This is a genomic window from Amycolatopsis sp. NPDC004169, assembly GCF_040610315.1.
Taxonomy (GTDB): domain Bacteria; phylum Actinomycetota; class Actinomycetes; order Mycobacteriales; family Pseudonocardiaceae; genus Amycolatopsis.
Genome location: NZ_JBEXMD010000028.1, coordinates 1 through 25,446, shown reverse-complemented (window position 1 = coordinate 25,446; position 25,446 = coordinate 1). Strand labels below are relative to the sequence as shown.

The following is a 25,446-nucleotide window of genomic DNA, read 5'->3' as shown; positions in this document are numbered from 1 at the left end:
ACCGCCAGTCTAGCCGCCCGGCACGCCTCAGCGCAGGTCCATGCCGAGGTCCAACGCCGGCGAGGAGTGGGTCAGCCCGCCCACCGACAGGTAGTCCACACCGGACAGTGCGTACGCCCTACCACGGTCCAGGGTGAGCCCACCAGAGGATTCCAGCCGCGTCTTCGGCGAAACCTCGTCGCGGCGCGCCACCGCCCGGCGGCACTGCTCGGGCGTGAAGTTGTCCAGCAGCACCTCGTCCGCCCCGGCGGCCAGCGCTTCGTCCAGCTGGTCGAGCGTGTCGACCTCGACCTCGCAGGCCAGTTCCGGCGCGTGCGCACGGGCCGCGGCCAGCGCCGCGGTCACCGAACCCGCCGCGACGACGTGGTTGTCCTTGATCAGCACCGCGTCACCGAGTCCCAGCCGGTGGTTGACCCCGCCGCCGCAGCGGACGGCGTACTTCTGCAGCAGCCGCAGCCCCGGCAACGTCTTGCGGGAGTCGCGGATCGCGCACCCGGTACCGTCCACTTCGGACACCCAGGCGGCGGTCGCGGTGGCGACGCCGGAGAGGTGGCACAGCAGGTTCAGCGCCGTGCGCTCGGCGGTGAGCAGCCCGCGCACCGGACCGGCCAGCACCAGCGCCGGTTCCCCGGCGACCAGCCGGTCACCGTCTTCGCGCCGGGCCAGCACCTCGTACCCGTCGCCGAGGACCATGTCGAACACCGCGAGCGCCACCGGCAGCCCGGCGACGACGCCGTCGACGCGCGGGGTCAGCTCGGCGACCGCGGCCGCGGCCGCGGGCACCGTCGAGGCCGTCGTCGCGTCCGGCCCGTACCGCAGGTCCTCGCCCAGCGCCGTGGTGACCACGCGCTCGACGTCGTCGACGTCCAGCCCGGCGGCCGCGACCAGCCGGCGGACGGTGTCGGAGATCGGGAACGTCATGCCACGCCCTCCAGGGGGATCGGGTCGGCCAGCACGGGCTGGCCGGAGGGGCTGAGCCGGATCAGCTGGCTGCGCCGCCAAGCGTCGTCACGGTCCGGGAAGTCGGTCCGCACGTGGCAGCCCCGCGACTCGGTGCGCCGGACGGCCGCGGCGAGCATCGCCTGCGCCACCACGGTCAGCGCCGCGTCCTCGACCGCCGCGTGCGTCCACAACGGAGTGTCCGAAAGGGAGAGATCGAGCACCGAACCGGCGGCCGCCAGCCCGTCGGCGTCCCGGCCGATGGCCGCGTACCGGCTCATCACGCGCTGCAGCGAGTCGCGTTCCGCCGCGGGCGCGGTGGTCCACGACGGCAGGCGCCCGCGCGCCGGGTCGGCCAGCAGCCCGGCCGCGAGGTCCGCCGCGACGGCCTCCGCCACGCGCTGCCCGACGACCAGCCCTTCGAGCAGGCTGTTGGACGCCAGCCGGTTCGCGCCGTGCAGCCCGGTGCGCGCGACCTCGCCGGCCGCGTACAGCCCGGCCACGGACGAGCGACCGTCCACAGTGGTCACGATGCCCCCGCACGAGAAGTGCGCCGCCGGGGTCACCGGAATCGGGTCGACGGCCGGGTCGAGACCCAGCGCCGCGCACGCCCCGAACACCGTAGGGAACCGCTGCGCGAACCCCTCGATGCCGGTCGCGTCCAGGAAGACGTGGTCGTCGATGCCGCCCGGCGCGGTGAGCATCCGCCGCGTGATCGCCGCCGAGACGACGTCACGCGGGGCGAGGTCGCCGAGCGGGTGCACACCCCGCATCACCGGCAGGCCGGCGCCGTCGACCAGCGTCGCCCCCTCGCCGCGCACCGCTTCGGTGACCAGCGGGCAGCGGCCGCGGGCGCCCGGCGTGTAGAGCACGGTCGGGTGGAACTGGACGAACTCGATGTCCGCCACCGTCGCACCGGCCCGCAGCGCGAGGGCGATGCCGTCGCCGGTGGCGATCTCCGGGTTCGACGTCGCCTGGTAGAGCTGCCCGAGGCCGCCGCTGGCCACCAGCACGGCCGGCGCGCGGACGACGCCGGGTACGCCGTGGTGGTCCAGCACCGTGACGCCGGCGACCCGGCCGCCGGGCGTGCGCAGCGCGTCGACGGCGATGTGGTGCTCCAGCACCGGCACCCCCGTCTGCCCGGCCTGCGCGACCAGCGCGCGTTCGACCTCGGCGCCGGTCGCGTCGCCACCGGCGTGGATGACGCGGAAGGCGCTGTGCCCGCCTTCGCGGGCCCGCGCGAGCAGGCCGGACGCCGCGGCGTCGAAGCGCGCGCCGTCGGCCCGCAGCCGGGCGACCGCGGCCGGCCCGCCGTCGAGGATCGAGCGCACCGCCGCCTCGTCGCACAGGCCGGCGCCGGCGGTGAACGTGTCTTCCGCGTGCCTGGCGACCGAGTCGTCGAGGTCGTGCTCGTTCTCCATGACCACGGCGACGCCGCCCTGGGCCCAGCGCGTGTTGCCGTCCGCGACGGCGGCCTTGGTGATCACCAGGACGTGCAGCCCGAGGGCCTGCGCCCGCAGCGCCGCGGTCAGCCCCGCGACGCCGCTGCCGATCACGACCAGGTCGGCGCGTGCTTCCCAGACCGGGGTTTTCGCCCGTGGGTCATTAACCGGCGTGGTCATTCGCCGCCGCCGGGCTGCCCGATTTCGATCATCCGCTGCACCGAGGCCTTCGCGCGGGCGGCCGTCTCGAGGTCGACGTGGACCTCGTCGAGGCCGTCGCGCAGGCAGCGCAGCAGCGCCGCGGGCGTGATCATCTTCATGTACCGGCAGGACGCCCGGTCGTTCACCGCGCGGAAGTCGATGCCCGGCGCGGCCTTGCGGAGCTGGTGGATCATGCCGATCTCGGTGGCCACCAGCACGGTCTTGGCGCGCGTGTCGCGGGCCTCGTGGACCATGTCCCCGGTGGACAGGATCTTGACCCGGTCGGGCGCCACGGCACCCTCGCCGGCCAGGTAGAGCGCCGAGGTCGCGCAGCCGCACTCGGGGTGGATGAACAGGTCGGCGTCCGGTTCCTCGGCCGCGCGCGCGGCCAGCTCGGCGCCGTTGATGCCGGCGTGGACGTGGCACTCCCCGGCCCAGATGTGCATGTTCTCCCGGCCGGTGACGCGCTTGACGTGGGCGCCGAGGAACTGGTCGGGCAGGAAGAGAACTTCCTGGTCAGCGGGGATGGAGGCGACGACGTCCACGGCGTTCGAGGACGTGCAGCAGATGTCGGTTTCGGCCTTCACCTCGGCCGTGGTGTTGACGTAGGAGACGACCACCGCGCCCGGGTGCTCGGCCTTCCAGGCACGCAGCTCGGCGCCGGTGATGGAGTCGGCCAGCGAGCAGCCCGCCCGCGCGTCCGGGATCAGGACGGTCTTCTCCGGGGCGAGGATCTTCGCGGTCTCGGCCATGAAGTGCACGCCGCAGAAGACGATGGTGGACGCGTCGCTGCTCGCCGCGATGCGGCTGAGCGCGAGGGAGTCGCCGGTGTGGTCGGCGATGTCCTGGATCTCCGGGACCTGGTAGTTGTGCGCGAGCAGGACCGCGTCGCGCTGCTTCGCCAGGCGCCGCACCTCCTCCGCCCAGGCCGCGTTCGCCTCGACCCCGCCGTAGGGGGTGAGGTCCTGATCGAGCGTCGAAGTCATGGTTGGCCCTCCTGGACCGATCTCCGGTTTTCGCCTTACAATCGAAAACCGTGCGAAGTCATCTTAACACCCAGGCCCCCTTGGTCCACGAGGTTTTGGGCGCGGTCCTTCAAGTGCGCTCGGACACACTGCGGGTGCTGCTGTGGCGCCGCGCGCTCGACCCGCACCTGGGCCGCTGGTCGCTGCCGGGCGGCCGGCTGCGGCTCGACGAGGACGTCGAGACGTCGATCCGGCGCCAGCTCGCCGAGAAGGTGGACGTCCGCCAGCTCAAGCACGTCGAGCAGCTCGCGGTGTTCAGCGCGCCGGACCGCGTCCCGGGGCCGCGGGTGGTGGCGACGGCGTTCCTCGGCCTGGTGCCGTCCGACGTCGACCCGGAGGTGCCGGAGGACACGGAGTGGCACGACGTCGCTTCGCTGCCGCGGACGGCGTTCGACCACGAGGCGATCGTGCTGCGCGCCCGCGACCGGCTGCGGTCGAAGCTGTCCTACACCAACCTGGGGTTCGCGCTGGCACCCGACGAGTTCACGATTTCCGCGTTGCGCGGGCTGTATTCGGCAGCGTTGGGTTACCGGGTCTCGGCGACCAACCTGCAGCGGGTGCTGTCGCGGCGCGGGCTGCTGGTGCCGACGGGGCACACGGCGCCGCCGGGCCGCTCGGGTGGGCGTCCGGCGGCACTGTTCTCCTTCGCCGGCAAGGGCATGCAGATCACGGATCCGTTCGCGGTGTTCAAGCCGCCATCGAGGTGACCGTGCTGCGCCAACGGCGTTCTCCCTTTACCGTGGACGCGTGACCGAGCCGGAACCGGATAGTGACGCGACGACGACGATCCTGCCGTTGTTCCCGCTACAGACCGTGCTGCTGCCGGGCACCAAGCTTCCGCTGCACATCTTCGAACCGCGGTACCGGCAGCTGACGGCGGACCTGGTGAGCGGCACGGTGCCGGGCCGCGAGTTCGGCGTGGTCGCACTGCGGTCGTCGCTGACCCGCGAAGTACGTGGTCTGGACCAGTTGTACGAAGTGGGCTGCAGCACGGTGTTGCGCGAGGCCAAGCGCCTGCCGGACGGCCGGTTCGACGTGGTGACGGAGGCCAAGCGCCGCTTCCGCCTGCACGACCTCGACTGCGTGTCGGCCCCGTACCTGATCGCCTCGGTGGAGTGGGTCGACGACGCCCCACCGGCCCCGTCCGGCAACATGGCGGAGCGCTTGGCGACGGTCGCCCGCGCGGCCCACCAGCGCTACTGCGAAACGGCCTGGCGCAGCGACGACTGGCACGCCCCACCCCCGGAGACGGACATGGCCGAGCTGGCGTACGTGCTGGCGGCGGACTGCCTGCTGCCGCTGGAGGACCGCCAGAGGCTGCTGGAGGAACGCCACCCGCTGCGCCGGCTGCGGATCGCCTGCCGGCTGCTGACGCGGGAGGCGGGGTTCTTGAACACGCTGGGTGCGGTGCCGCTGCCGCCGGGCGAACTGACGGACCTGAGCCGGCCGGCCAGCTTGAACTGACCCGAGCCACTGGAGATTCCCGGGGTGCGATGTCCGGGGAAGTTGGTCAGCAGGGTGGCCGGCGGCTTGACGCCGGTTGCGCTGTGGGGTCGATGGTGAGCGTAGAAGGGCAGGCGGCCCGGTGGAAGCGCTCGATCTCGCCCCTTGTGCGAGGCCGAGGCCCCACTGGAGATACCCCACCCATCCCTGGGGGCTGACCCCGGTCCAGTCTATCGCCCACCCCCGACGCAACCGGCGGAAAAGGCCCAAGCCGGCCCGGTTGTCCACACCCGGGCCGGCTTGGGGACAACCGCCCCGGACCTTGAGGACAATCGCCCTGGACCTTGAGGACAACCGCCCCGAACCCTGGGACGACCGCCCCCGAACCGCGTCAGGAACCGTTGCCGAACTTGTTCCACACCTTGCCCGCCGCGCCCGAAACCGCCTCCCCGACGTCGCTGAACACCTTCGTCAGCGGGTCCGTCGACGAGTTCCACGATTCCTTGTACGCCTGGGCCGCCGACTTCAGGTCGTCCTTCCAGTCCGACGAAGGCGTGTCCGAATCCCGCCGCGCGTAGTCGCCCGCCAGGATCGCCCGGTAGTCCTCCGAAGCCGCCCACTTCTGCAGCTGGGCCGCGCGGACCACCGCGAACGGGTGGGACTCCGTCTCGACCGACTTGAGCTTGAGAAAGCTGTCGCGGATGTCCTCGACCGACTCGTACTCCGCGGCCTGCTGCAGGAACGACGGGACGTCGATGCGGGCCGGGTCGATGCCGCCCGCCACCTGGATCTGGGCGCGCAGCGCCGCCGTCGGGTTCTGGCTGCACAGCAGGCCCGCGCGGTCGCACGACAGCTCCGCCTTGCGGAACCACTCGCGCAGCGCCGCGACGATCGCGCGGATGCCGAGCGCGCTGACCGGTGTCCACGACATCGCCAGCTGCAGGCTGATCAGGCGCACCATGATCGTGCGGTACACCGCGTGCCCGGACAGCACGTGCCCCATTTCGTGCCCGATCACGAACCGCAGTGACTCCAGGTTCATCAGCTCGACGAGCCCGGTGCTGATCGCGATGAACGGCTCGTCCATGCCGACCGTCTGCGCCTGGATCTGCGCGTTCTGGAAGACGAACAGGTTCGGCACCGCGGGCAGGTCCAGCGTCTCGGCGCACTCGTGGCGCAGCCGGTCGAGCTCCGGGTACTGCTTCGGCCCGACGCGGATCGACGACGCCAGCGCCATCAGCCGCTCGCCGCGCTCGTTGTAGAAGCCCGACACGGCCTTGACGACCTGGGCGAAGCCCGGCACCGCGCGCAGCGTGGCGAGCGCGCCGCGGTCCACCGGGTGCTCGTACGCGCGCGGGCTGATGCCGGGAAAACGGACGGCGTTGTGCCGCGAAACTTCGATGTCCTCGGTCACTTCTGGATCCCCCCTGTAGGTGACGGGCACCACTTTAGGGGAAAGCGATCAGCCGAGGCGGCGGCCCAGGTCGTCGCGGCCGTTCCAGGTGGTGAGCAGGGTGTACGCGATCGAGACGCCGAGCGGGCCGGTCAGCAGCACCCACCACGACTCCAGCCGCGGCGCCAGCTCGATCACCGCGCCCAGCGCGGGCGGGGAGTCGATGGCGTAGTGGCTGTTGGCCCAGCCGACGCCGAGCAGCATGGCCAGCGCGCCGGCGAGGGCGACGCCGAGCACCGCGGCGAGGAACACCACCGGCCCGCGGCGTTCGCGCAGCAGCCAGACGACGACGCCGCTGACGATCCCGATGCCGAGCAGGAGGAACCCGAACACGGCCAGGTCGTCGAAGCGGTGCCAGCTCTCCAGCTCCAGCGCGCCCTGGGTGCCGTCGGCGGCGACGATGCGCACCCGCTCCGGCGGCGCAAGCCGCGACCACGCGAAGGCGAGCGGGAAGCTCAGCAGGGTGAGGACGCCGAGCACGCTGACGGCGGGCAGCAGATCGGCCTTGACGACCACGCGCGGCCGCCGTTCCCGGAACAGCACGGGCACCGACCACGGCCCGGCCACGGCCGACGGCCGGTGCGCCGGCCCCGACGACTCACTCACCCGGACTCCTTCCTGAACGTGCCCACCGAGCGTAACCGGTCGACGCGGGAGCGACGTGAGCCGCTCGCCCGTGTCGCGCCGGCCGCCGGATGAACGATCTGGTTAGTCCAGCTGCGGCCAGCGCCCACGCAATGAACGATCCGGTCCGTCCACGGCCGCCACACCCGCGCAATGAACAATCCGGTTCGTCCAGCCACGGCCAGCCCCACCGCGCAATGAACGATCCAGTTCGTCCAGCCACGGCCAGCACGCCCGCGCAATGAACGATCCGGTCCGTTACCCCGTCAGCCGCTCGCCGTCTCGCCGTGGCGGCTGCACCGGGCGGTCCAGCCGAGCGGGCTCACCTGGACCACCAGCCGGCGCGCGCAGAACGTGCAATACCGCGGCGGCTCCAAAGCCGTCCGCGGGTTGTGGCACGCCGGGTGGTCCGCCCCACCCGGCGATTCCTGTCCACAGTGGACGCAGAAGGCACTCTCAGAGGCTGTCACTGAGCGCCTTGATCGGCATCTTGAGCTCGTCCAGCATCTCCAGGTCCGCCGAAGCAGGCCGGCCGAGGTTGGTCAGGTAGTTGCCGACGATGATCGCGTTGATCCCGCCCAGCATGCCCTGCTCCGCGCCCAGGTCGCCCAGGGTCAGCTCGCGGCCGCCGGCGAAACGCAGCATCGTGCGCGGCATCGCGAGCCGGAACGCCGCCACCGTCCGCAGCGCGTCGCGGCCCTCGACGATCTCGTAGTGCTCGTACGGCGTGCCCGGCTGCGGGATGAGGAAGTTCATCGGCACCTCGTGCGGGTTCAGCTCCGCCAGCTGCACGGCGAACTCGGCGCGCTGCTCGACCGTCTCCCCCATGCCGATGATGCCGCCGCAGCAGACCTCCATGCCCGCGTCGGCGACCATCCGCAGCGTGTCCCAGCGCTCTTCCCACGTGTGCGTCGTGACCACCGACGGGAAGTGCGACCGCGCCGTCTCGAGGTTGTGGTTGTAGCGGTGCACGCCCATGTCGACGAGCTCGTCGACCTGCTCCTGCGTCAGCATGCCCAGGGAGCAGGCGATCTGGATGTCGTTGCCGTCCTCCCGGATCGCGCGGACGCCTTCGCGGACCTGCGAGAGCAGCCGCTTGTCCGGGCCGCGGACGGCGGCCACGATGCAGAACTCCGTCGCGCCGGTCTCGGCGGTCTGGCGGGCGGCCTTGACCAGGTTCGGGATGTCGAGCCACGCCGAGCGCACCGGCGTCGGGAAGCGGCCGGACTGGGAGCAGAAGTGGCAGTCCTCGGGGCAGCCGCCGGTCTTGAGGCTGATGATGCCCTCGACCTCGACCTCGGGCCCGCACCAGCGCATCCGCACCTCGTGCGCCAGTGCGAGGAGGTCGGGCAGGCGGTCGTCCGGCAGCCGCAGCACGTCGAGGACCTGCTGTTCGTTCAGGCCGACGCCGTTTTCCAGGACCTGCTCGCGCGCGAGGGCCAGCAGGCTTTCCGGGGGCTCCGGGTGGCGGAGCCCCCGGCCCGGGGCGGAGCCCCGGCTGTCACTGACGTCGGTGTCCGGGACTGCGGTCACGGCGGGCTCCTTGATCGAGGTGGTGCGGCAAACGTCCCTCATCGTGCACGAAGCGGCGTCGAGGGGACAGCGATGCAGGTCACTTCCCGGCGGACGCGCACCCGGCGAAGAGCTCGGGGTCGAATTCGCCGCCGAACCACGGCGAGAGCCCGGCCCGCGCCGCGGCCAGGAAGTCCTCCCGGGAGGCCTGGCCGATGTCGGCGGGCAGCACGCCCAACAGGGGCGCGCCCGCCGCGACCGGCAGGTCTTCGAGGTTGGACAGCGCCGCGAGGTCGGGTTCGGCAGGCCAGGCACCGATGATGACGCCGGCGACGGTCAGCCCCCGCTTGGTGGCGACCTCGGCGGTGAGCGCGGTGGCGTTGAGCGTGCCGAGGCCGGCCTCGGCCACGATGATCACGAGCGAGCCGAGCGACCAGGCGACGTCGGCGAGGCTCGCCCCGGCGCTGTCGAAGCGCACCAGCAGCCCGCCCGCGCCCTCGATGAGGGTGAGGTCGTGCGCGGTGTCGAGGTCGGACGCGGCCCGGGCGATCTCGCCGGGGTCGAGCGTCGGCAGGCCGCTGCGCCGGGCGGCGGCCTCCGGCGAGAGCGGATCGGGGTACCGCCGCAGCTCGCGGGTGGTGACGTCCGGCCCGGCGAGGCGGACGACGTCCTGGAGGTCACCCGGCTCGTCGGGGCGCACCCCGGTCTGGGCCGGCTTCAGCACGGCCACCCGCTGTCCCCCGGCCACCGCCAGGGCCGCGATCGCCGCCGTGGTGATCGTCTTGCCGACCCCGGTCCCGGTCCCCGTCATCACCAGCATCGTCACGGACTATCAACTTAGTGACTCCGGGCCCGGTCGCGCACGCGGCCCGTGATCGGAGGCGAGCCGGGCCCGCGGTGGCGGACCCGGCTCGGACCTCCGCCGGTGTCAGGCGCCCGGCACCGCCACCGGTGCCCCGGCCGGGCGGAACGTGCGCTCCGCCGCGTCGAACAGGTACACCTGGGCGTCGCCGACGTGGAAGTACATGCCGGTCAGCTGCAGTTTCCCGGCCGACTCGGCCGCCGCCACCGCCGGGTACTCGCGCAGGTGTTCCAGCTGCTGCAGGACGTTGTGCAGCGCCAGCCGGTCACCCTCGCGGTCCGGGACCGCGCCGTCGAGCGTCGCCGAGCCCAGCCGGTGGGCGCTCGGCTCCGCGTACCGCAGCCAGGCCGACAGCGGCCCCGGCGGCGGGCCGTCGGCCAGTGCCGCCATCGCGCCGCAGCTCGAGTGGCCGCACACCACGATCTCCTCGACGCCGAGGACGCCCACCGCGTACTCGATCGACGCGTTCATCGACGCGTCGGCCTGCCCCGGCGGCACCAGGTTGCCGATGTTGCGGATGGTGAACAGGTCACCGGGCCCGCTGGTGGTGATCAGGTTCGGCACGATCCGGGAGTCGCCGCAGGTGATGAACAGCGTGCGCGGGCGCTGGCCGTCGGCCAGCCCGGACAGGGTGTCCTTCAGCAGCGGCGCGGCCCGGCGGTGGAATTCCGTGGCGCCGCGGCGGGTCTGCTGGGCCGGGATCTCGACGCCCTCCGCGGCCTGCCACTCCGACCACGGCGCCAGCCAGCGCGGCACGGCCCGGCTCGCGGCGATCCGGGACCGCGTCGGGCGGCCCGCCTTGCCCTCGCCGAACCACGGGTGGCCGACCTCGTCGACCTCCACCGTGCCGCCGGCCCGCTCGTGCGCCTGCTGCCAGGTGTGCAGGCTCTCGAACGCGGCGTGGTCCAGGTAGTCGACGACCAGCTCCAGCCGGACGGTGACCCCGCTCGGGACGGTCCCGAGCACCTTCGACAGCCGCGGCACCGACAGGAACGTCAGGACGCCTTCGACCACGACGCGCCAGTCGTCACCCTCCCTCTCGACGTGGATGCCCGACCAGACCGTGCGGCGCAGCATCAGCACCACCGCCAGGCCGATGCCGGCCAGCACGCCGGTGAGCAGGTCGAACACCACGACGCCGCCGAGGGTCAGCAGGTACACCGGCAGGTCGCCGTGGGCCAGCACGGTCTTCATGTGCCCGGGGTTGACCAGCTTCGCGCCGACGTGCACCAGCAGCCCGGCCAGCGCGGCCAGCGGGATGCTCTCGATCAGCCCGGCGAGCAGGACGACGAACAGCAGCACCCAGACGCCGTGCAGCACCGCCGACACGCGGGACTTCGCCCCGGAGGCGACGTTCGTGGAGCTGCGGACGATGACGCCGGTGACGGGCAGGCCGCCCAGCGCGCCGGAGAGCATGTTGGCCGCGCCCTGGCCGACCAGTTCGCGGTCGAGGTTGGCCCGCGGCCCGGTGTGCATCTTGTCGACCGCGACCGCCGAGAGCAGGCTCTCCACGCTGGCGATCAGCGCGATGGTGACGACGGCGAGCGCGAACCCGCCCCAGCCGCCGTCGGGCAGCTGTGGGACGAGGTGGACGTTCAGCAGGTCGCCGGGCAGGTCGACGCGCGGGAGCGTCATCCCGAACGCGACCGACACCACCGTGGCCGCCGCGATCGCGGCGAGCGGCCCCGGCACCTTGCGGACGGCGGCCGGCAGTTTCGGCCAGACGAGCAGGATCGCGATGGTGAGCAGGCCGACGATGGCGGCGGAGTCGTGGTGGGCGACGATCTGGGCGGGCAGCTCGGCGATGTTCTCGATCGCCGAGCTCTGGGCCTTGCCGCCGAGGATGACGTGCAGCTGGCCGAGCACGATCGTGACGCCGATGCCGGCCAGCATGCCGTGCACGATCGCCGGCGAGATGGCCAGCGCGGCGCGCGCGATGCGGCTCAGCCCCAGCAGGATCTGGCAGGCGCCGGCGGCGACGGTGATCGCGCAGGTGACGGCCCACCCGAACGTCTGGATGGTTTCGGCCATGACCACGGTCAGGCCGGCGGCGGGCCCGCTCACCTGGAGCGCGGAGCCGCCGAGCGCTCCGGCCACGATGCCGCCGACGACGGCGGCGACGAGCCCGGCGGCGACCGGGGCACCCGAGGCGAGGGCGATGCCGAGGGACAGGGGGACGGCTACGAGGAAGACGACCAGTGAGGCCGGCAGGTCGTGGCGGAGCACGGCGAGGGGTCTCATGATCGCCATGCAACCGGAAATCGAGTGAAATGTCCGCTATGCACCACCCGATCGAGTGAATAACTGGCGTTAATTCACCCTTTTGTCACAAATCGGACATCGTGTTAACGCGACGGTAACGCCCATCCGCCTGTCGCGTGACAGATAAAACCGTGCCTGTACAAGGGTTTCCGGCGCCGGACACGGCGAAGGCCGCCTCCGGGGACCCGGAGGCGGCCTTCGGGCGGATCAGTGCTCCAGCGCACCCGCGGGGACGAACCCGCGCGCCGCATCGTCCAAAAGGGACACCTGGGCCGCGCCGACGTCGAAGTACATCCCGGTGAGCCGCAGCGCGCCCCGCTCCAGGGCCGCCGCGACCACCGGGTAGCCGCGCAGGGTTTCCAGCTGCTGCACGACGTTCTGCAGCGCCAGCTGGTCGGCCTCGGCGGCCGGGCGTTCGCCGTCGAGCAGCAGCGGGGCCTCGCGGCTGCGGCGCCGGAGCGTCGCCTGGCCGTGGCGCAGCCAGCTGCCGAGCTGGTCGAGCCCGGCCGGGGCCTGGCCGAGCAGCGCCTTCATCGCGCCGCAGGAGGAGTGCCCGCACACCACGATTTCGGCGACTCCGAGTACCCCGACGGCGTACTCGATCGCCGCGCCGACCGACGAGTCGGTGCCGTCGGACGGCGGCACCAGGTTCCCGATGTTCCGCACGGTGAACAGGTCACCCGGCCCGCTGGTGGTGATGAGGTTCGGCACGATCCGCGCGTCGCCGCAGGTGATGAACAGCGTGTGCGGCTGCTGGCCGTGCGCCAGGCCGTCCCAGGTCTCGCGCAGCAGCGGCGCGGTGCGGCGCTGGAACTCCGAAGCGCCGCGGCACAGCAGCGAGCTGGCCGTGCGCTGGGCGGGCAGCACGACGTGCTCGGCCTGCCACTGCGACCACGGCGCGAGCCACCGCGGCACGACCCGCGCGGCGACGCTGCGGCGCACGGTCGGCTCCCCCGCCCGGCCGCGTCCGAACCACGGGTGCCCGATCTCGTCGACGGTGACCGGGCCGGCGTGCGCCTGCTGCCAGCCGCGCAGGCAGTCGAACGCGGCGTGGTCGAGGTAGTCGACGAGCAGTTCGAGGGTGACCTCGGCGTGTGGCGGCACCCCGGCGAGCACGCGGGTCAGCCGCGGCACGGACAGGAACGTCAGCGCCCCTTCGATGACGACGCGGTGGCGGTCGCCGTCCTGTTCGACGTGGATGCCGGAGAAGATCATCCGCCGCAGCATCAGCGCCAGCGCCAGCAGGATCCCCGCCGCGACCCCGGTGAGCAGGTTGACCGCCACCGCGCCGGCCAGCGTGACGACGTAGACCGGCAGGTCGCCGTGCCGGCGGACCTCCTTGAGCCCGTTGAGGTTCACCAGCTTCGTGCCGACGTACACCAGCAACGCGGCCAGCGCCGCCAGCGGGATCAGCCGCAGCACGCCGGTGAGCAGCAGGCACGCGGCGAGGATCCAGACGCAGTGCAGGATCGCCGACGTCCGGGTGCGCGCGCCCGCCTCGTAGTTGGTCATGCTGCGCACGATGACGCCGGTGACCGGGAACCCGCCGAGCGCGCCGGCGGCGACGTTCGCCGCGCCCTGCCCGATCAGCTCGCGGTCGAGGTCGGTGCGCCGTCCGCCGCGGAGCTTGTCCACCGACACGGCGGACAGCAGGCTCTCCAGGCCGGCGATGAGCGCGATGGTGAGCGCGGCGGTGGCGAAGCTGCCCCAGCCGCCGTCCGGCAGCCGCGGCACGACGTGCAGTGCGGGCAGCCCGGCCGGGAGGTCCACGCGGGGCAGGCTCATCCCGGTCACGAGGGACAGGCCGGTCGCCAGCGCGACGGCGGCCAGCGGCGCGGGCACGCGGCGGACGGCCTGCGGCAGCCGCGGCCAGGCCAGCAGGACGCCGAGGGTGACGACGCCGATCAGCACGGCCTGGTCGTGGTGCGCGGCGATCTGCTTCGGCAGCGCCAGGACGTTGGCCAGCGCGGAACCCCGCGCCGAGCCGCCGAGGACGACGTGCAGCTGGCCGAGCACGAGCGTGACGCCGATGCCGGCGAGCAGCCCATGCACGATGGCGGGCGACACGGCGAGCGCGGCGCGGGCCAGCCGCGTCAGGCCGAAGAGGATCTGGAGCAGGCCCGCGGCGACGGTGATCGCGCACGTGACGGGCCAGCCGTGGGTGGCGATCGTGTCGGCCAGCACCACGGTAAGGGCGGCGGACGGGCCGCTGACCTGCAGCGGCGATCCGCCGAGGAGGCTCGCGACCAGCCCGCCGACGACGGCGGAGATCAGGCCGGACAGCAGCGGCGCCCCGGCGGCGAAGGCCACGCCGAGGGACAGGGGGACGGCGACGAGGAAGACGACGATCGACGCTAGGAAGTCGTGCTTGAGGTTCTCCAGGTGCTCGGAGGGCTTGGGGGGTCCGGTGTCGTGCTCGCCACGAACGATCTCGATCATGGGGGCAGGATCGCCGAAACCGGGCGAAAAGTCCGCTACGCAAGCATTTCTCGCGTTCGTCCGGGTACAGGGCGGACCGGGTTTCCCGGCTCCTTCACACTTACCGCCTCGACCGTTCGCGTGGTTTCGACCAGGCACTGCCACGCAGTGCGACGATGAGGGAACTTCGGGTCTCGGTGTGCCGGTGGTCACACCCGATGTGCTGAAATCATGCCTTTTCGGCGACCGCGAGCATCGCGCGGGTGATCACGGCGAGGTCGTCGGCCGTCGAAACGTAGGGCGGCATGGCGTAGACGAGGTCCCGGAACGGCCGCAGCCAGGCCCCCTGCGCGGTGACGACGTCCGTGGCGGTCGCCATGTCGACGGGGTGGTCGAGCTGCAGCACGCCGATCCCGCCCAGCACCCGCACGTCGACGACCGAAGGCAGGTCGCGTGCGGGGGCCAGGCCGTCGAGGAGGGCCTTCTCGATCCGGGCGACGTCGCTGCGCCAGCTGCCGTCGGCGAGCAGGCCGAGGGAGGCGTTGGCGACGGCGGACGCGAGCGGGTTGCCCATGAAGGTGGGGCCGTGCGCGAGAACCGGCAGCTCGCCCTGCGCGATCCCGGCGGCGACCTCCGGGGTGCACAGCGCGGCGGCCAGGCTGAGGTAGCCGCCGGTGAGGGCCTTGCCGACGCACATGACGTCCGGGGTGACGCCGGCGTGCTCGGCGGCGAACAGGGCGCCGGTGCGGCCGAACCCGGTGGCGATCTCGTCGAAGACGAGGAGGACGTCGTGGGCCTCGGTGAGTTCCCGCAGGACACGCAGGTAGCCGGGGTGGTGGAACCGCATGCCCCCGGCGCCCTGCACGACGGGCTCGACGATGACGGCGGCGAGCTCGTCCCGGTGCCGCTCGATCCCGGCGGCCAGGATGTCCACATAGGACGGATCGGGCGGGGTGTCGAAACCGGACGGTGGCGCGGGCACGAAGACCTGTTCGGGCAGGACACCGCGCCACAGCGCGTGCATGCCGCCTTCGGGGTCGCAGACGCTCATCGGGGTGAAGGTGTCGCCGTGGTAGCCGCCGCGCCAGGTGAGCAGCTTGTGCTTCCCGGTGCGCCCGCGGGAACGCTGGTACTGCAGGCACATCTTGACGGCGACCTCGACGGAGACCGAGCCGGAGTCGCAGAGGAAGACGTGCTCGAGCCCCTCGGGACTGACGTCGACGAGGGTCTTGGCCAGGGTGATGGCCGGTTCGTGGGTCAGGCCGCCGAACATGACGTGGCTCATCCGCCCGGCCTGCGCGGCCAGTGCGGCGTCGAGCACGGGGTGCCGGTAACCGTGGACGGCGGACCACCACGAGGACATCCCGTCGACGAGCTCCCGCCCGTCGGCCAGCGTCAGCCGGACGCCGCTCGCCTCGGTGACCAGCAACGACGGCACCTTCGCGGGCATGGGCGCGTAGGGGTGCCAGACGTGCCGGGCGTCGAGGGCGAGCAGGTCGGCGGAGTCCATCCTCGAATTAAAACAGTGGCGCGAAGCGCCTCGGTTGAGGGTGGTGGTGGGGAGGAAGGCGGATAAACAGTGGCGCGAAGCGCCTCCGTTGAGGGTGGCCCACGACACGGCCCGGCCTCACAACCGGACCGGCAGCGCCTCCAGCCCGTGGACCAGCGAGCTGGTCCGGTACACCAGCTCCTCCGGCTGCGCGGCCAAGGCCAGGTCGGGGAACCGCTCCAGCAGCCCGCCGATCGCGATCTCCGCCTCGAGCCGGGCCAGCGGCGCCCCCACGCAGTAGTGGATGCCGTGGCCGAAGGCCAGGTGGCCGCCCGCCGCGCGGGTGACGTCCAGCTTGTCCGGCTCCGGGTACCGCTCCGCGTCCCGGTTCGCGCCCAGGAGCGAGACCAGCACGAACTCGCCCGCCGGGATCGTCACCCCGGACACCTCCACCGGCTCCGCGGTGAACCGCAGCGTGGCCAGGTGGATCGGGCCGTCGAAGCGGAGGAACTCCTCCACCGCGCCCGGCAGCAGCGCCGGCTCCGCGCGCAGCCTGGCCAGCTGCTCCGGCTCGCGCAGCAGCGCCAGCACGCCGTTGGCGATCAGGTTGACCGTCGTCTCGTGGCCGGCCACCAGCAGCAGGAACGCCATCGACACCAGCTCGGGCTCGGACAGCGAATCGCCGTCGTCACTGGCGTGCACCAGATCGGAGAGCAGGTCCTCGGCCGGCTCGGCGCGCTTCTGGGCGATCAGGTCCGTCAGGTACGCGAACATGCTCGCCGCCGCGGCCTGCATCTGCTCCGGGCTCCTCGCCGCGCTCAGCAACGTCTTGGACCAGCCCGAGAACTCCGCGCGGTCCTCCTCGCGCACGCCGAGCAGCTCGCAGATCACCGTGATCGGCAGCGGAGCGGCGAACGAGGTCACCAGGTCGGCCCGCTCCTGCCCGGCCAGCCCGTCGAGCAGCTCGTCGGTGATCTCCTGCACCCGCGGCCGCAGCCGGGCCACGGTCCGCGCGGTGAACGCCTTGTTCACCAGCTTCCGCAGCCGCGTGTGGTCCGGCGGGTCGGAGTTGAGCATGTGCCAGCTCAGGTCCTGGCCCAGGCCGTTCTGCAGGGACTCCGGCGGCAGCTTCGCCTCGAACAGCTCCCGGATGCCCTGGCTGTTCTTCTGCAGCCGCGGATCCGACAGCAGCGCCCGCGCCTCGGCGAACCCGGTCACCACGTAGGCCGGCAGCCCACGCGGTGGCAGCCGCACCCGGCGCACCGGGCCGCCGCCGCGCAGCATTTCCGAGAACAAGTGCGCGTCCTGGGCGAAGTCGTCCTTCACCTCGAGGATCTCGTCGGTCGTCATCTCCGGCCCCCGGCACTCACGGCGTCAGCGCTCGGCGAGTGCCGTCACGACGCGTTCGGTCACGTCCTGCCAGTATGCCCGCTGTTCCTCGCGTTCTTCCGCGCCCGCAAGCCATTCCTGGTGGAACCGCAGCGTCGTCTTCGCCCCCGAGCCGCTCAGCCGCACCTGCACGGTCGAGTCGTGGTCCCAGTCGCTCGGCCGCCAGGTGAGCCGCACCCGGTCGCCGTCGACGAAGCTGCGGATCTCGCCCACCGTGCCGTTCGCCGTTTCGTACTCCGCGCCCGTTTCCTTCGGCAGCTCGACACCGGGACCGAGCCAGATCGCCACGCCCTCGCGGCTGACCAGGAAGTCCCACACCGCGCCGGCGGGGTACGGCAGGGTCCGGGAAACGCCGATGTTCCACCCGGCGTCGGCCGTCTTCCCCGTTGAAGAAGTCATGCGCGCATCCTCGCAAAGGGGTACGACAAAACCGGCGGGTGGCCCGGGTGGAGGATGGGAACCCGTGCGCTACCGCCCGATCTCCCCCGCCGTCCTCGCCGAGGAGCTCACCGACCGCATCGACGCGCTCACCGGGCCGCGGCTCGCGGTGGCCGTCGACGGCGCGGCGGGCGCGACCGCCACCGCGGAACTGGCCGACGCCCTGGTCGATCCGCTGCGCCTGCGCGGCCGCGCGACCCTGCGCGTGTCGGCGGGCGACTTCCTGCGCCCCGCGTCCCTGCGTTTCGAACACGGCCGCACGAACCCCGACGCCCGCTACACCGACTGGCTCGACCTCGGCGCCCTCCGCCGCGAAGTCCTGGAGCCGCTCAAGGGATCGGGCGAGGTCCTGCCGTCCCTGTGGGACGCCGACCGCGACCGCGCGACCCGCGCTGAACGGGTGCCGCTGCCCGAAGGCGCGGTCGTGCTCCTCGACGGCGAGCTGCTGCTGGGCGCCGGGCTGGCCTTCGACCTGGCCGTGCACCTGTGGCTCTCCCCCGCCGCCCTGCGCCGCCGCGTGCCGGACACCTGGGCGATCCCGGCTTACGAGCGCTACGAGGAGGAGGCGGACCCGAGCTCGCTCGCCGACGTCGTCGTGCGCGTCGACGACCCGCGGCACCCGGCGCTCTACACGCCCTAGTCGTGGTGCCGGGGGGGGGGGGGACGCGGTCCCGGGTAGAGGAGCGACGGCTCCGGCTCGCCCGGACTCCCGCCGAAGCTCCACACCTAGCGGACGACGGCCACCGGATCGCCGTCCAGCAGGCCGGACAGCCGCTGCGCCATCACGTCCCAGCGCCAGTTCGCCGTCACCCACTCCCGGCCGGCTTGGCCCATCCGGCGGGCGCGCACCGGGTCGGCCAGCAGGCTGGCCAGCGTCTCGGCGAGCTGGGTCACGTCCCGGCCGTCGACCACGTGCCCGGTGACCTCGTCGAGCACCGCCTCCGGCGCCCCGCCGGAGTTGCCCGCCACCACCGGCAGCCCGGTCGCCGAGGCCTCCAGGTAGACGATGCCGAGCCCCTCGACGTCGAGGCCCTTGCCGCGGGTGCGCGCGGGCATCGCGAAGACGTCGCCCGCCGCGTAGTGCGCGGGGAGCTCGGCCCACGGCACCGATCCGGTGAGCACGACGTCGCGGTCCAGGCCCAGCCCGGTGACCAGCTCGGTGAGCTTCTTGCGGTACGGGCCGCCGCCGACGATCAGCAGGGCCGCGTCCGGCACGCGCTCGCGGATCGCGGGCAGGGCACGGATCAGCTGGTCCTGGCCCTTGCGCGGGACAAGCCGGGACACGCAGACGACGGTCGGCCGGTCGCCGAGGCCGTGCCGGGCGCGGATCTCCGCCCGCCCGGCCGGGTCCGGCCGGTACACCGCGGTGTCGACCCCGGACGGCAGCAGCTCCAGCCCCGCCATCGGCCCGAACGCCGCGGCGAAGCGGGCGCGGGTGTACCGGCTGACGTAGGTGACGACGTCGGTGGTGTCGCCGATGCGCCGCAGCGCCTGCCGCGAAGCCGGCAGCATCGACCAGCCGACCTCGTGGCCGTGCGTCGAGGCGACGACGCGGCGCGCCCCGGCCCGGCGCAGCGGGTGCCCGAGCAGCGCCAGCGGCGCCGCCGCCCCGAACCAGACGGCTTCGCAGTCCCGCGCCCGCATGATCTGCTTCGCCCGGCGGAGCACGTCCGGCGTCGGCAGCATCAGCGACGTCGGGTGCCGGACGACCTCGAACGGCGCTTCGGCGTCGAACTGCTCGTGCGACCCCGTCCGCGACTCCCACGCAGGCGCGTAGACGACCAGGTCGTCCGACGGCAGCCGGGTGGCGAGGGAGTTCAGGTAGTTCTGGATCCCCCCGGGCCGAGGCGGGAAGTCGTTGGTCACCAGCAGGGTCTTGAGCACGCCCCAGAGGCTAACGGCGAAGGGGCGGTACCGCGTGTGCGGTACCGCCCCTCCGACCGGTGGGCTACGCCGTCGGGCGGCGCGCTCCCGAGTACTGGCTCTGCAGCGGCGAGATCTTCACGACGTCACCGGTGTCGGGCGCGTGGACCATCTTGCCGTCGCCGATGTACATGCCGACGTGCGAAACGGGCGAGTAGAAGAACACCAGGTCGCCGGGCTGGAGCTGGTCCCGCGGCACCGCGGCGCCGAAGGTGGACTGCTCGCGGCTGGTCCGCGGCAGGGTGATGCCGGCCTGGCCGTAGGCCCACGACGTCAGGCCCGAGCAGTCGAACTTGTTCGGGCCGGTGGCGCCGTACACGTACGGGCTGCCGAGCTTGCTCAGCGCCGCGTCCACCGCCGCCTGTGCGGCCGCGGTCGGGGCCTTGATGTTGGTGGGCGCGGACCCGCCGCGGTCCTTCTGAGCGGCCTTGTCCGCCGTGCTGAGGTTCTTGTTGGCCGCCTCGAGCTGGTCGATCTGGTCCTGCAGGTTCTTCTGCTTGGCCTCGATGTCCTGGGTCAGCTTGGCCGCGGCGTCCCGCGCGTCCTGAGCGCGCTTCGCGGCGTCACTGGCCTTGGCGGCCGCGTCGGTGGCCTGCTGGACGGCGCCGGTGAGGTTGCCCATCGCGGTGTTCTTGCCGGTCGCGATGATCTCCAGCGCCGAAGAACGGTCGAGGAAGTCCTGCGTGGACGTGCCCGCCAGCAGCGCCGACAGCTTGTTCAGCTGGACACCGCTGGTGAAGGACGCACCGGCGAACTTGTCGACCTCGGTCTGGTACTTCTTCTGGCTCTCCGACGCCGTGGCGGCTTGCTGCTTCGCCGCGTTGACGTCGCCGGTGGCCTTGTCGAGCTCGGCCTGCTTCTTCTTCAGGTCGTCCTGGGCCGAAAGCAGGTCTTCGTTGAGCTTCTCGGCCTGCGCCGCGAGGTCGCGGTACTTGGCAAGGGCGTCGGAGCCGGTGGGCGGGGTCTGGAGCACGGGGACGGGGGCGGCGGTGGCCGACGGCTGCGCCACGGTGACGAGGGTGATCACCGAGGCCGCGGCGAGGGCACCTGAAACCACGCGCCTGAGGGAATGCGACTGCACGGTCGCGCGGGTCTCCTTCGGTCTCGGCCGCCGACGGGGACCGGGGCACGAAGAGGCCGGGGAGTTCCTCTTCACCGCTGTCCCACCCACCACGCGCCCGATCCGTGCGCTTTGGACATGCACGAGCCGCAACAGGTGAAGCACGCGGTGGTGGTTCCGGTTCCCAGCTTCCCGACAAAGCTGCGTCCGGCGGCGATCCCGCGTCGCCGTCTCCGCAGACGGCCGGGGGCCACGAGATCTCGGACAGGTTACGAAAAGAGCGCCACCACGTCCACCACCTCGCCGCCAAAAACGCTGAGTGACGCCGCTGAACACCATCGGACCAGGGCGGGAGCCACCATGTGATGGGCGTTACACGCTGGGGTTTCTCCGGAGCGCTTTTCGACTACCGACCGTTCACCGATTCAATCGACCATTCGGCGCGCCGCCACGAATCGGTGGAAATCAGGCGGTGCGCCGGACCGGTTGTTCTTCGACCAGCCTCAGATGCGGCACCATGCCGGCTTCGGCCAGCGCGTCGATCGCCCGCCGCTCGTCCGCGTCCCACACGACCTCGGGTGGCGCGCCGAGCAGCACGCTCACCACGCAGTCGTGGCAGGAGATACCGCGCACGACGCAGCGGTCGCAATCGACCACCAGGTTCTCGATGTCCGATACGGCGATGTGCGAGACGTCCACTTCGGACAGCTCGGGGGTGTCGCCCATGTGGTCCTCCTCACGTCGGAACTGACTGGGGAGAACGGTAGGCGCCACCACCGACAATTTCGGGTGTCAGACCCTCGACAGGCGGCTGACCAGCACCGATGACGGCGTCGGGTGGGCGCCGCGGCCCCGCACCGAGTCCGCGACCGCGCGGTCGGACGTCGCGACGACCATCGGCCGCCCGGCGGGCTCGGCGGCGACGAGGTTGCGGATGACGTCGTCGGCCAGCACCCCGCGGTCGGAGAACAGCACCCGCACCCCGCGCGGCACCGAGGCGGGCACCGACAGCACGCCCGCCCCGTCGAACACCACGGTGACCTCGGCGGACGTGCGCGCGGCGAGGGCCTGGAGCTGGTGGATCAGCCGGTCGCGCTGGTCGGCCAGCGCGAGTTCCGGGTAGCCGGTCTTGGTGACGTTGTAGCCGTCGACGATCAGGTGCACGTTGGGCAGCGCCAGGTAGCGGTCCAGGGTGGACACGTCGGCGATCTTGCCGCCCTGGCCGGTGCCGGAGCTGGCGCCCCGCACCATGTCCGCCGGGCGGGCGCCGCGCGCGCCGAGGGCGAGCTCGCGGCGGAGGCCGGTGACGGCGCCGTCGATGGTGTCGATGAGCAGGGCGAGCCGCACCTCGTCGGCCTGCCGGGCCTCGCGCGCGGACTGGCGGGCGATCTCGGCGTCGGCGACCGCGCGCTCGGCACGGGCGCGTTCCCCGGCGACGCGCTGGCGTTCGCGCTCCAGCTGGCTGGTCAGCGCGGCGATCTCGTCGTGGTGGGCCGAGGACCCGCGCTCGGCGTCGGCGGCTGCCGCTTCGGCCGCGTCACGGGCCTGGCGCAGCTGGACGCCTTGTTCGCGCAGGCGCTTCAGGAGCTTCTCGACTTCGCCCTCGCGCTCGCCGCGGACGTTTTCGGCGGCCTGTTTCGCTTCGGCGAGTTCGGCGCGGACCTGGGCGAGCTCGGCTTCGAGCCGCTGGTTGCGGGCCAGCGCGGCGTCGCGCTCGGCGCGCAGGGCGTTTTCCTCGGCGTTGCGGGCGACCAGCCGGACGCGCCCGGTGGCCCCGGACTCGCCGAGCAGGACGGCGGCGGCCGCCGCGGCGACGGAGTCGGTGGCGTTGGGGTCCAGCGCGTCGGTGCGGTGCTCGCGCAGCCACTCGATGACCGCGGTCCGGAACTGCGACGAGTCGCCCAGGGCCGCGAGCAGGGCGGCGCCGCCGAGCTTGGCGCGCTTGGCCGGGGCGAACTTGGCGACCGGCCGCAGCTGGCGGGGCACGTCGGTGGCCGGCAGCTTGGCGACGGCGGCCGCGGCGAGCTCGGCGATGCGGTCGCGGACCGGTTCGGGCAGGGCGGGCCAGGTGGCGGGGTCGGGGTGTCCGGCCTGGTCAGCGGGCTCCTCGGCCGGCTCGGGGCGCGACACGACGCCCGAGGGACCCACGGGGTCCTCCGGCGGCTCCGGCACGAGCGGCTGCGGGTGCATTGGTCCAGGGTAGGCCCCGCCCCCGCATCCCGCCCCGCGCACCACACGGACCGGCCACGCGCGGAAACTGTCGGTGGTCGCCCCTAAAGTCCCGCACATGCGTTCGGTCCAGGCTCAGCTCGCGTTCGACGAGCTCGGAACTCCCTTGCGGGACACCACTTTCGTCGTCTTCGACCTCGAAACGACCGGGGCCCCGCCGGGGCCGTCCGGGATCACCGAGATCGGCGCGGTGAAGGTGCGCGGGGGCGAGGTGCTCGGCGAGTTCGCGACGCTGGTGAACCCGGGCACGCCGATCCCGCCCCAGATCGTCTCACTGACCGGGATCACGCAGGCCATGGTCTACGACGCGCCGCCGATCGAGGAGGTGCTGCCGGCGTTCCTCGAGTTCGTCGGGGGTGCGGTGCTGGTGGCGCACAACTCCGGGTTCGACACCTCGCACATGCGGGCGGCGTGCGAGGGCCACGGGTACGTCTGGCCGAAGCTGACGGTGGTGTGCACGGTCCGGCTGGCCCGGCGGGTGGTGCCGCGCGACGAGGTCGGGCGGTACAACCTGACGGCGCTGGCGCTGCTGTTCGGCGCGCGCACGCGCCCGACCCACCGGGCGCTGGACGACGCGCGGGCGACGGTCGACGTCCTGCACGGCCTGCTGGAGCGGGTCGGCAACCTGGGCGTGCACTCGCTCGAGGAGCTGATGGGGTACCTGCCAGAGGTGACCGTCGCCCAGCGGGCGAAGCGGCACCTGGCGGCGGACCTGCCGTCGGCACCGGGCGTCTACCTGTTCAAGGGGCCGAAGGACGAGGTCCTGTACGTCGGCACGGCGAAGGACCTGCGGCGGCGGGTGCGCACGTACTTCACGGGTTCGGAGAACCGCAGCCGGATCCGGGAGATGGTCGCGCTGGCCGAGCGCGTCGACCACGTGGTGTGCGCGCACGCGCTGGAGGCGGAGGTGCGCGAGCTGCGGCTGATCGCGGCGCACCGGCCGGCGTACAACCGGCGGTCGAAGAACCGGCACCAGGGCTGGTGGATCGGCCTGACGGACGAGGCGTTCCCCCGGCTGTCGGTCGTCCGGCTGCCGCGGCCGGGGGTGCTGGGCCCGTTCCGCAACCAGGCGGACGCCCGCACGACGGCCGACACCCTGGCCGGGGCGTCGGGGCTGCGGACGTGCACCCAGCGGATCTCGCCGAGGTCGGCAAACGGCACCCCGTGCGTGCTGGCGGAGCTGGGGCGATGCGGAGCACCGTGTGCGGGGCGCCAGAGCGTGGAGGCGTACGGCCCGGCGGTCGAGTCGGTGTCGGGCCTGATCGCGGGCCGGGACGGCACCCCGCTCCACACGGCGGCGGCGCACCTGGAGCGCCTGGCGGAGGGCAGGCACTACGAGCAGGCGGCCCGCCACCGCGACGAACTGGCCGGGCTGATCCGGGCGTTGGGCCGGGCGCACCGGCAGTCATCGCTGGCGTCGATCGGCGAGCTGATCGCGGCCGCCCCGGACGGCGCGGGCGGCTGGGAGCTGTCGGTGATCCGGTACGGCCGCCTGGCTTCGGCGGGCGTGGCCCGGCGGGGGGTGCCGCCGATGCCGGTGGTGGAGGCACTGGTGGCGTCGGCGGAGACGGTGCTGCCGGAGCCGGGGCCGTTGCACGGAGCCCCGCCGGAGGAGGTGGGGGTCCTGCTGCGCTGGCTGGCCCGCCCGGGGGTGCGGCTGGTCCGCACCACCCGCCCGTGGGCCGAGCCCGCGGCGGTCGCGGGCTGGCGGAGCTGGCTCGACCTGGTCGCCGACGCCCACTCCCTCGAACACATCCACTGACCCCAGCCCCAGCCCCGGAACAGTCGGCCCGGGTACCCGGAGAGTCGGCCCGCGTACCCGGAAGGTCGGCCCGCGTACCCGGAGAGTCGGCCCGCGTACCCGGAGAGTCGGCCCGCGTACCCGGAGAGTCGGCCCGCGTACCCGGAGAGTCGGCCCGCGTACCTGGAAGGTCGGCCCGCGTGCCGGGAGAGTCGGCCGTCGTACCTGGAAGGTCGGAGCGCGTACCCGGAGGGTCGGGTCGAGGCCGGCCGTTCCTGCCACCCCAGCCGACCCTCCGGGTACGCCGACCGACCGTTGGGGTACGCCGACCGACCACCCGGGTACGCGGGCCGACCCTCTGGGTGCGTGAGCCGCGCTCCGGGCGGGCCACCACGTGGCGTAGCTAGGATCGCGGGCGACCCCGCAGACGAGTCTTGGAGGACCCAGGTGATCACCGCGATCGTGTTGATCCAGGCAGAGGCGGATGCCATCCCGGACGCGGCGCAGGCGATCGCCGACATCGACGGTGTCGGCGAGGTCTACTCGTGCGCCGGGGACGTCGACCTCATCGCCACCGTCAAGGTGTCCACGCACGAGGGGCTGGCCGACCTGATCCCCGGCAAGATCGGGAAGGTGCCCGGCGTGCTGAACACCGTCACGCACATCGCGTTCCGGTCCTACAGCCGCGCCGACACCGAATCGGCCTTCTCGATCGGCGTCGAGGATTGAGCGAGCTCCCCGCGGAGCTGGCCGACGCCCTCGCGGCCGCCCCGGACGCGGCGGTCCTGTTCGAGGCCCTGCCGCCCTCCCACCGGCGTGAGTACGCCCAGTGGGTCGCGGAGGCCAAGAAGCCCGAGACCCGCGTCTCCAGGGCCGGGAAGGCCATCACCCGGCTCCGCGATAGCGCCGGCAAGCAGCGCGGCCGGCGTGCCGTCGTCGCGACGCAGTTCGAGCACGCCGAAGGACGTGTCGTGCGGCCCGTCGGGCCGGTAGCGG

23 protein-coding genes are annotated in these 25,446 nt (G+C 72.9%); 6 read left to right on the top strand and 17 right to left on the bottom strand.

The genetic code is table 11. The features are described 5' to 3' along the window. Window positions 1-27 precede the first annotated feature (27 nt). The 3 genes from nadC to nadA are packed head-to-tail and all read right to left on the bottom strand — an operon-like array spanning window position 28 to window position 3,568. Window positions 28-921 (bottom strand): carboxylating nicotinate-nucleotide diphosphorylase, encoded by an 894-nt coding sequence (gene nadC / locus ABZX11_RS31265; protein ID WP_354919642.1) that lies wholly within the window; start codon window positions 919-921, stop codon window positions 28-30. Then, a complete protein-coding gene (locus ABZX11_RS31260) occupies window positions 918-2,561 on the bottom strand; it encodes an L-aspartate oxidase (RefSeq protein WP_354919639.1) in 1,644 nt (547 codons plus the stop codon). Before ABZX11_RS31260 ends, nadC begins: the two co-directional genes overlap by 4 nt. Continuing rightward, window positions 2,558-3,568 (bottom strand): quinolinate synthase NadA, encoded by a 1,011-nt coding sequence (nadA, locus tag ABZX11_RS31255; RefSeq protein ID WP_176175766.1) that lies wholly within the window; start codon window positions 3,566-3,568, stop codon window positions 2,558-2,560. Before nadA ends, ABZX11_RS31260 begins: the two co-directional genes overlap by 4 nt. Window positions 3,569-3,681: 113 nt before the next feature. On the opposite strand from nadA, the gene ABZX11_RS31250 reads away from it, so the two are divergent. Together ABZX11_RS31250 and ABZX11_RS31245 are read left to right on the top strand one after the other, a co-directional pair. Beyond that, complete coding sequence (locus tag ABZX11_RS31250) at window positions 3,682-4,314, top strand: NUDIX domain-containing protein (protein ID WP_354919636.1); 633 nt, start codon at window positions 3,682-3,684, stop codon at window positions 4,312-4,314. A 40-nt stretch (window positions 4,315-4,354) separates the two neighbouring features. After that, window positions 4,355-5,071: an LON peptidase substrate-binding domain-containing protein gene (locus ABZX11_RS31245; RefSeq protein WP_354919633.1), complete on the top strand. Its 717-nt coding sequence runs from the start codon at window positions 4,355-4,357 to the stop codon at window positions 5,069-5,071. A gap of 370 nt (window positions 5,072-5,441) precedes the next feature. On the opposite strand, the gene ABZX11_RS31240 is transcribed toward ABZX11_RS31245, so the two are convergent. The 10 genes from ABZX11_RS31240 to ABZX11_RS31195 form a co-directional block, all read right to left on the bottom strand. Continuing rightward, entirely contained in the window at window positions 5,442-6,464 is a 1,023-nt protein-coding gene (locus ABZX11_RS31240) for a M48 family metallopeptidase (RefSeq protein WP_176175763.1), read from the bottom strand. 48 nt (window positions 6,465-6,512) lie between these two features. Then, complete coding sequence (locus ABZX11_RS31235; protein ID WP_176175762.1) at window positions 6,513-7,109, bottom strand: DUF2567 domain-containing protein; 597 nt, start codon at window positions 7,107-7,109, stop codon at window positions 6,513-6,515. A 284-nt stretch (window positions 7,110-7,393) separates the two neighbouring features. Continuing rightward, a complete protein-coding gene (locus tag ABZX11_RS31230; RefSeq protein ID WP_354919630.1) occupies window positions 7,394-7,597 on the bottom strand; it encodes a hypothetical protein in 204 nt (67 codons plus the stop codon). After that, window positions 7,584-8,660 carry a biotin synthase BioB gene (gene bioB, locus ABZX11_RS31225; RefSeq protein ID WP_354919627.1) on the bottom strand — a complete coding sequence of 359 codons (1,077 nt, stop codon included), beginning with the start codon at window positions 8,658-8,660 and terminating at the stop codon, window positions 7,584-7,586. Before bioB ends, ABZX11_RS31230 begins: the two co-directional genes overlap by 14 nt. 79 nt (window positions 8,661-8,739) lie before the next feature. Further along, window positions 8,740-9,465: a dethiobiotin synthase gene (bioD, locus tag ABZX11_RS31220; RefSeq protein ID WP_254897219.1), complete on the bottom strand. Its 726-nt coding sequence runs from the start codon at window positions 9,463-9,465 to the stop codon at window positions 8,740-8,742. 102 nt (window positions 9,466-9,567) lie between these two features. Next, window positions 9,568-11,751: a bifunctional SulP family inorganic anion transporter/carbonic anhydrase gene (locus tag ABZX11_RS31215; protein WP_176175760.1), complete on the bottom strand. Its 2,184-nt coding sequence runs from the start codon at window positions 11,749-11,751 to the stop codon at window positions 9,568-9,570. Between the two features lie 219 nt (window positions 11,752-11,970). Further along, window positions 11,971-14,202 carry a SulP family inorganic anion transporter gene (locus ABZX11_RS31210; RefSeq protein WP_354919622.1) on the bottom strand — a complete coding sequence of 744 codons (2,232 nt, stop codon included), beginning with the start codon at window positions 14,200-14,202 and terminating at the stop codon, window positions 11,971-11,973. 208 nt (window positions 14,203-14,410) lie between these two features. Then, window positions 14,411-15,691 carry an adenosylmethionine--8-amino-7-oxononanoate transaminase gene (locus tag ABZX11_RS31205; protein WP_354919619.1) on the bottom strand — a complete coding sequence of 427 codons (1,281 nt, stop codon included), beginning with the start codon at window positions 15,689-15,691 and terminating at the stop codon, window positions 14,411-14,413. Between the two features lie 117 nt (window positions 15,692-15,808). Then, window positions 15,809-17,020: a cytochrome P450 gene (locus tag ABZX11_RS31200; protein WP_176175757.1), complete on the bottom strand. Its 1,212-nt coding sequence runs from the start codon at window positions 17,018-17,020 to the stop codon at window positions 15,809-15,811. Between the two features lie 24 nt (window positions 17,021-17,044). Beyond that, on the bottom strand, window positions 17,045-17,458 hold the full coding sequence (locus ABZX11_RS31195; RefSeq protein WP_176175756.1) for an SRPBCC domain-containing protein: 414 nt from the start codon (window positions 17,456-17,458) through the stop codon (window positions 17,045-17,047). Window positions 17,459-17,522: 64 nt separating this feature from the next. On the opposite strand from ABZX11_RS31195, the gene ABZX11_RS31190 reads away from it, so the two are divergent. Further along, window positions 17,523-18,137 carry a uridine kinase gene (locus ABZX11_RS31190; RefSeq protein ID WP_354919616.1) on the top strand — a complete coding sequence of 205 codons (615 nt, stop codon included), beginning with the start codon at window positions 17,523-17,525 and terminating at the stop codon, window positions 18,135-18,137. 86 nt (window positions 18,138-18,223) lie between these two features. Here the strand turns inward: ABZX11_RS31190 and ABZX11_RS31185 are convergent, their stop codons facing one another. The 4 genes from ABZX11_RS31185 to ABZX11_RS31170 form a co-directional block, all read right to left on the bottom strand. Continuing rightward, complete coding sequence (locus ABZX11_RS31185) at window positions 18,224-19,381, bottom strand: glycosyltransferase family 4 protein (RefSeq protein WP_354919613.1); 1,158 nt, start codon at window positions 19,379-19,381, stop codon at window positions 18,224-18,226. Between the two features lie 64 nt (window positions 19,382-19,445). After that, window positions 19,446-20,501, bottom strand: coding sequence for a C40 family peptidase (locus ABZX11_RS31180; RefSeq protein WP_176175754.1), 1,056 nt, complete (start codon window positions 20,499-20,501; stop codon window positions 19,446-19,448). 444 nt (window positions 20,502-20,945) lie between these two features. Beyond that, on the bottom strand, window positions 20,946-21,206 hold the full coding sequence (locus ABZX11_RS31175) for a hypothetical protein (RefSeq protein ID WP_176175753.1): 261 nt from the start codon (window positions 21,204-21,206) through the stop codon (window positions 20,946-20,948). A 66-nt stretch (window positions 21,207-21,272) separates the two neighbouring features. Beyond that, window positions 21,273-22,670 (bottom strand): NYN domain-containing protein, encoded by a 1,398-nt coding sequence (locus ABZX11_RS31170; protein WP_176175752.1) that lies wholly within the window; start codon window positions 22,668-22,670, stop codon window positions 21,273-21,275. Between the two features lie 97 nt (window positions 22,671-22,767). Here ABZX11_RS31170 and ABZX11_RS31165 point away from each other — a divergent pair, with 97 nt between their 5' ends. The 3 genes from ABZX11_RS31165 to ABZX11_RS31155 form a co-directional block, all read left to right on the top strand. After that, a complete protein-coding gene (locus tag ABZX11_RS31165; RefSeq protein WP_354919608.1) occupies window positions 22,768-24,471 on the top strand; it encodes a DEDD exonuclease domain-containing protein in 1,704 nt (567 codons plus the stop codon). 426 nt (window positions 24,472-24,897) lie between these two features. Next, window positions 24,898-25,179, top strand: coding sequence for an Lrp/AsnC ligand binding domain-containing protein (locus ABZX11_RS31160; RefSeq protein WP_354919605.1), 282 nt, complete (start codon window positions 24,898-24,900; stop codon window positions 25,177-25,179). Continuing rightward, the coding region (locus ABZX11_RS31155; protein WP_354919602.1) for a YdeI/OmpD-associated family protein at window positions 25,176-25,446 on the top strand (271 nt) is incomplete at its 3' end. The genes ABZX11_RS31160 and ABZX11_RS31155, both read left to right, overlap by 4 nt.

Coding starts and splice junctions, on each gene's coding strand:
- nadC (WP_354919642.1), bottom strand. CDS start 921: ATGACGTTCCCGATCTCCGACACCGTCCGCCGGCTGGTCGCGGCCGCC.
- ABZX11_RS31260 (WP_354919639.1), bottom strand. CDS start 2,561: ATGACCACGCCGGTTAATGACCCACGGGCGAAAACCCCGGTCTGGGAA.
- nadA (WP_176175766.1), bottom strand. CDS start 3,568: ATGACTTCGACGCTCGATCAGGACCTCACCCCCTACGGCGGGGTCGAG.
- ABZX11_RS31215 (WP_176175760.1), bottom strand. CDS start 11,751: ATGGCGATCATGAGACCCCTCGCCGTGCTCCGCCACGACCTGCCGGCC.
- ABZX11_RS31210 (WP_354919622.1), bottom strand. CDS start 14,202: ATGATCGAGATCGTTCGTGGCGAGCACGACACCGGACCCCCCAAGCCC.
- ABZX11_RS31205 (WP_354919619.1), bottom strand. CDS start 15,691: ATGGACTCCGCCGACCTGCTCGCCCTCGACGCCCGGCACGTCTGGCAC.
- ABZX11_RS31200 (WP_176175757.1), bottom strand. CDS start 17,020: ATGACGACCGACGAGATCCTCGAGGTGAAGGACGACTTCGCCCAGGAC.
- ABZX11_RS31195 (WP_176175756.1), bottom strand. CDS start 17,458: ATGACTTCTTCAACGGGGAAGACGGCCGACGCCGGGTGGAACATCGGC.
- ABZX11_RS31175 (WP_176175753.1), bottom strand. CDS start 21,206: ATGGGCGACACCCCCGAGCTGTCCGAAGTGGACGTCTCGCACATCGCC.
- ABZX11_RS31170 (WP_176175752.1), bottom strand. CDS start 22,670: ATGCACCCGCAGCCGCTCGTGCCGGAGCCGCCGGAGGACCCCGTGGGT.
- ABZX11_RS31165 (WP_354919608.1), top strand. CDS start 22,768: ATGCGTTCGGTCCAGGCTCAGCTCGCGTTCGACGAGCTCGGAACTCCC.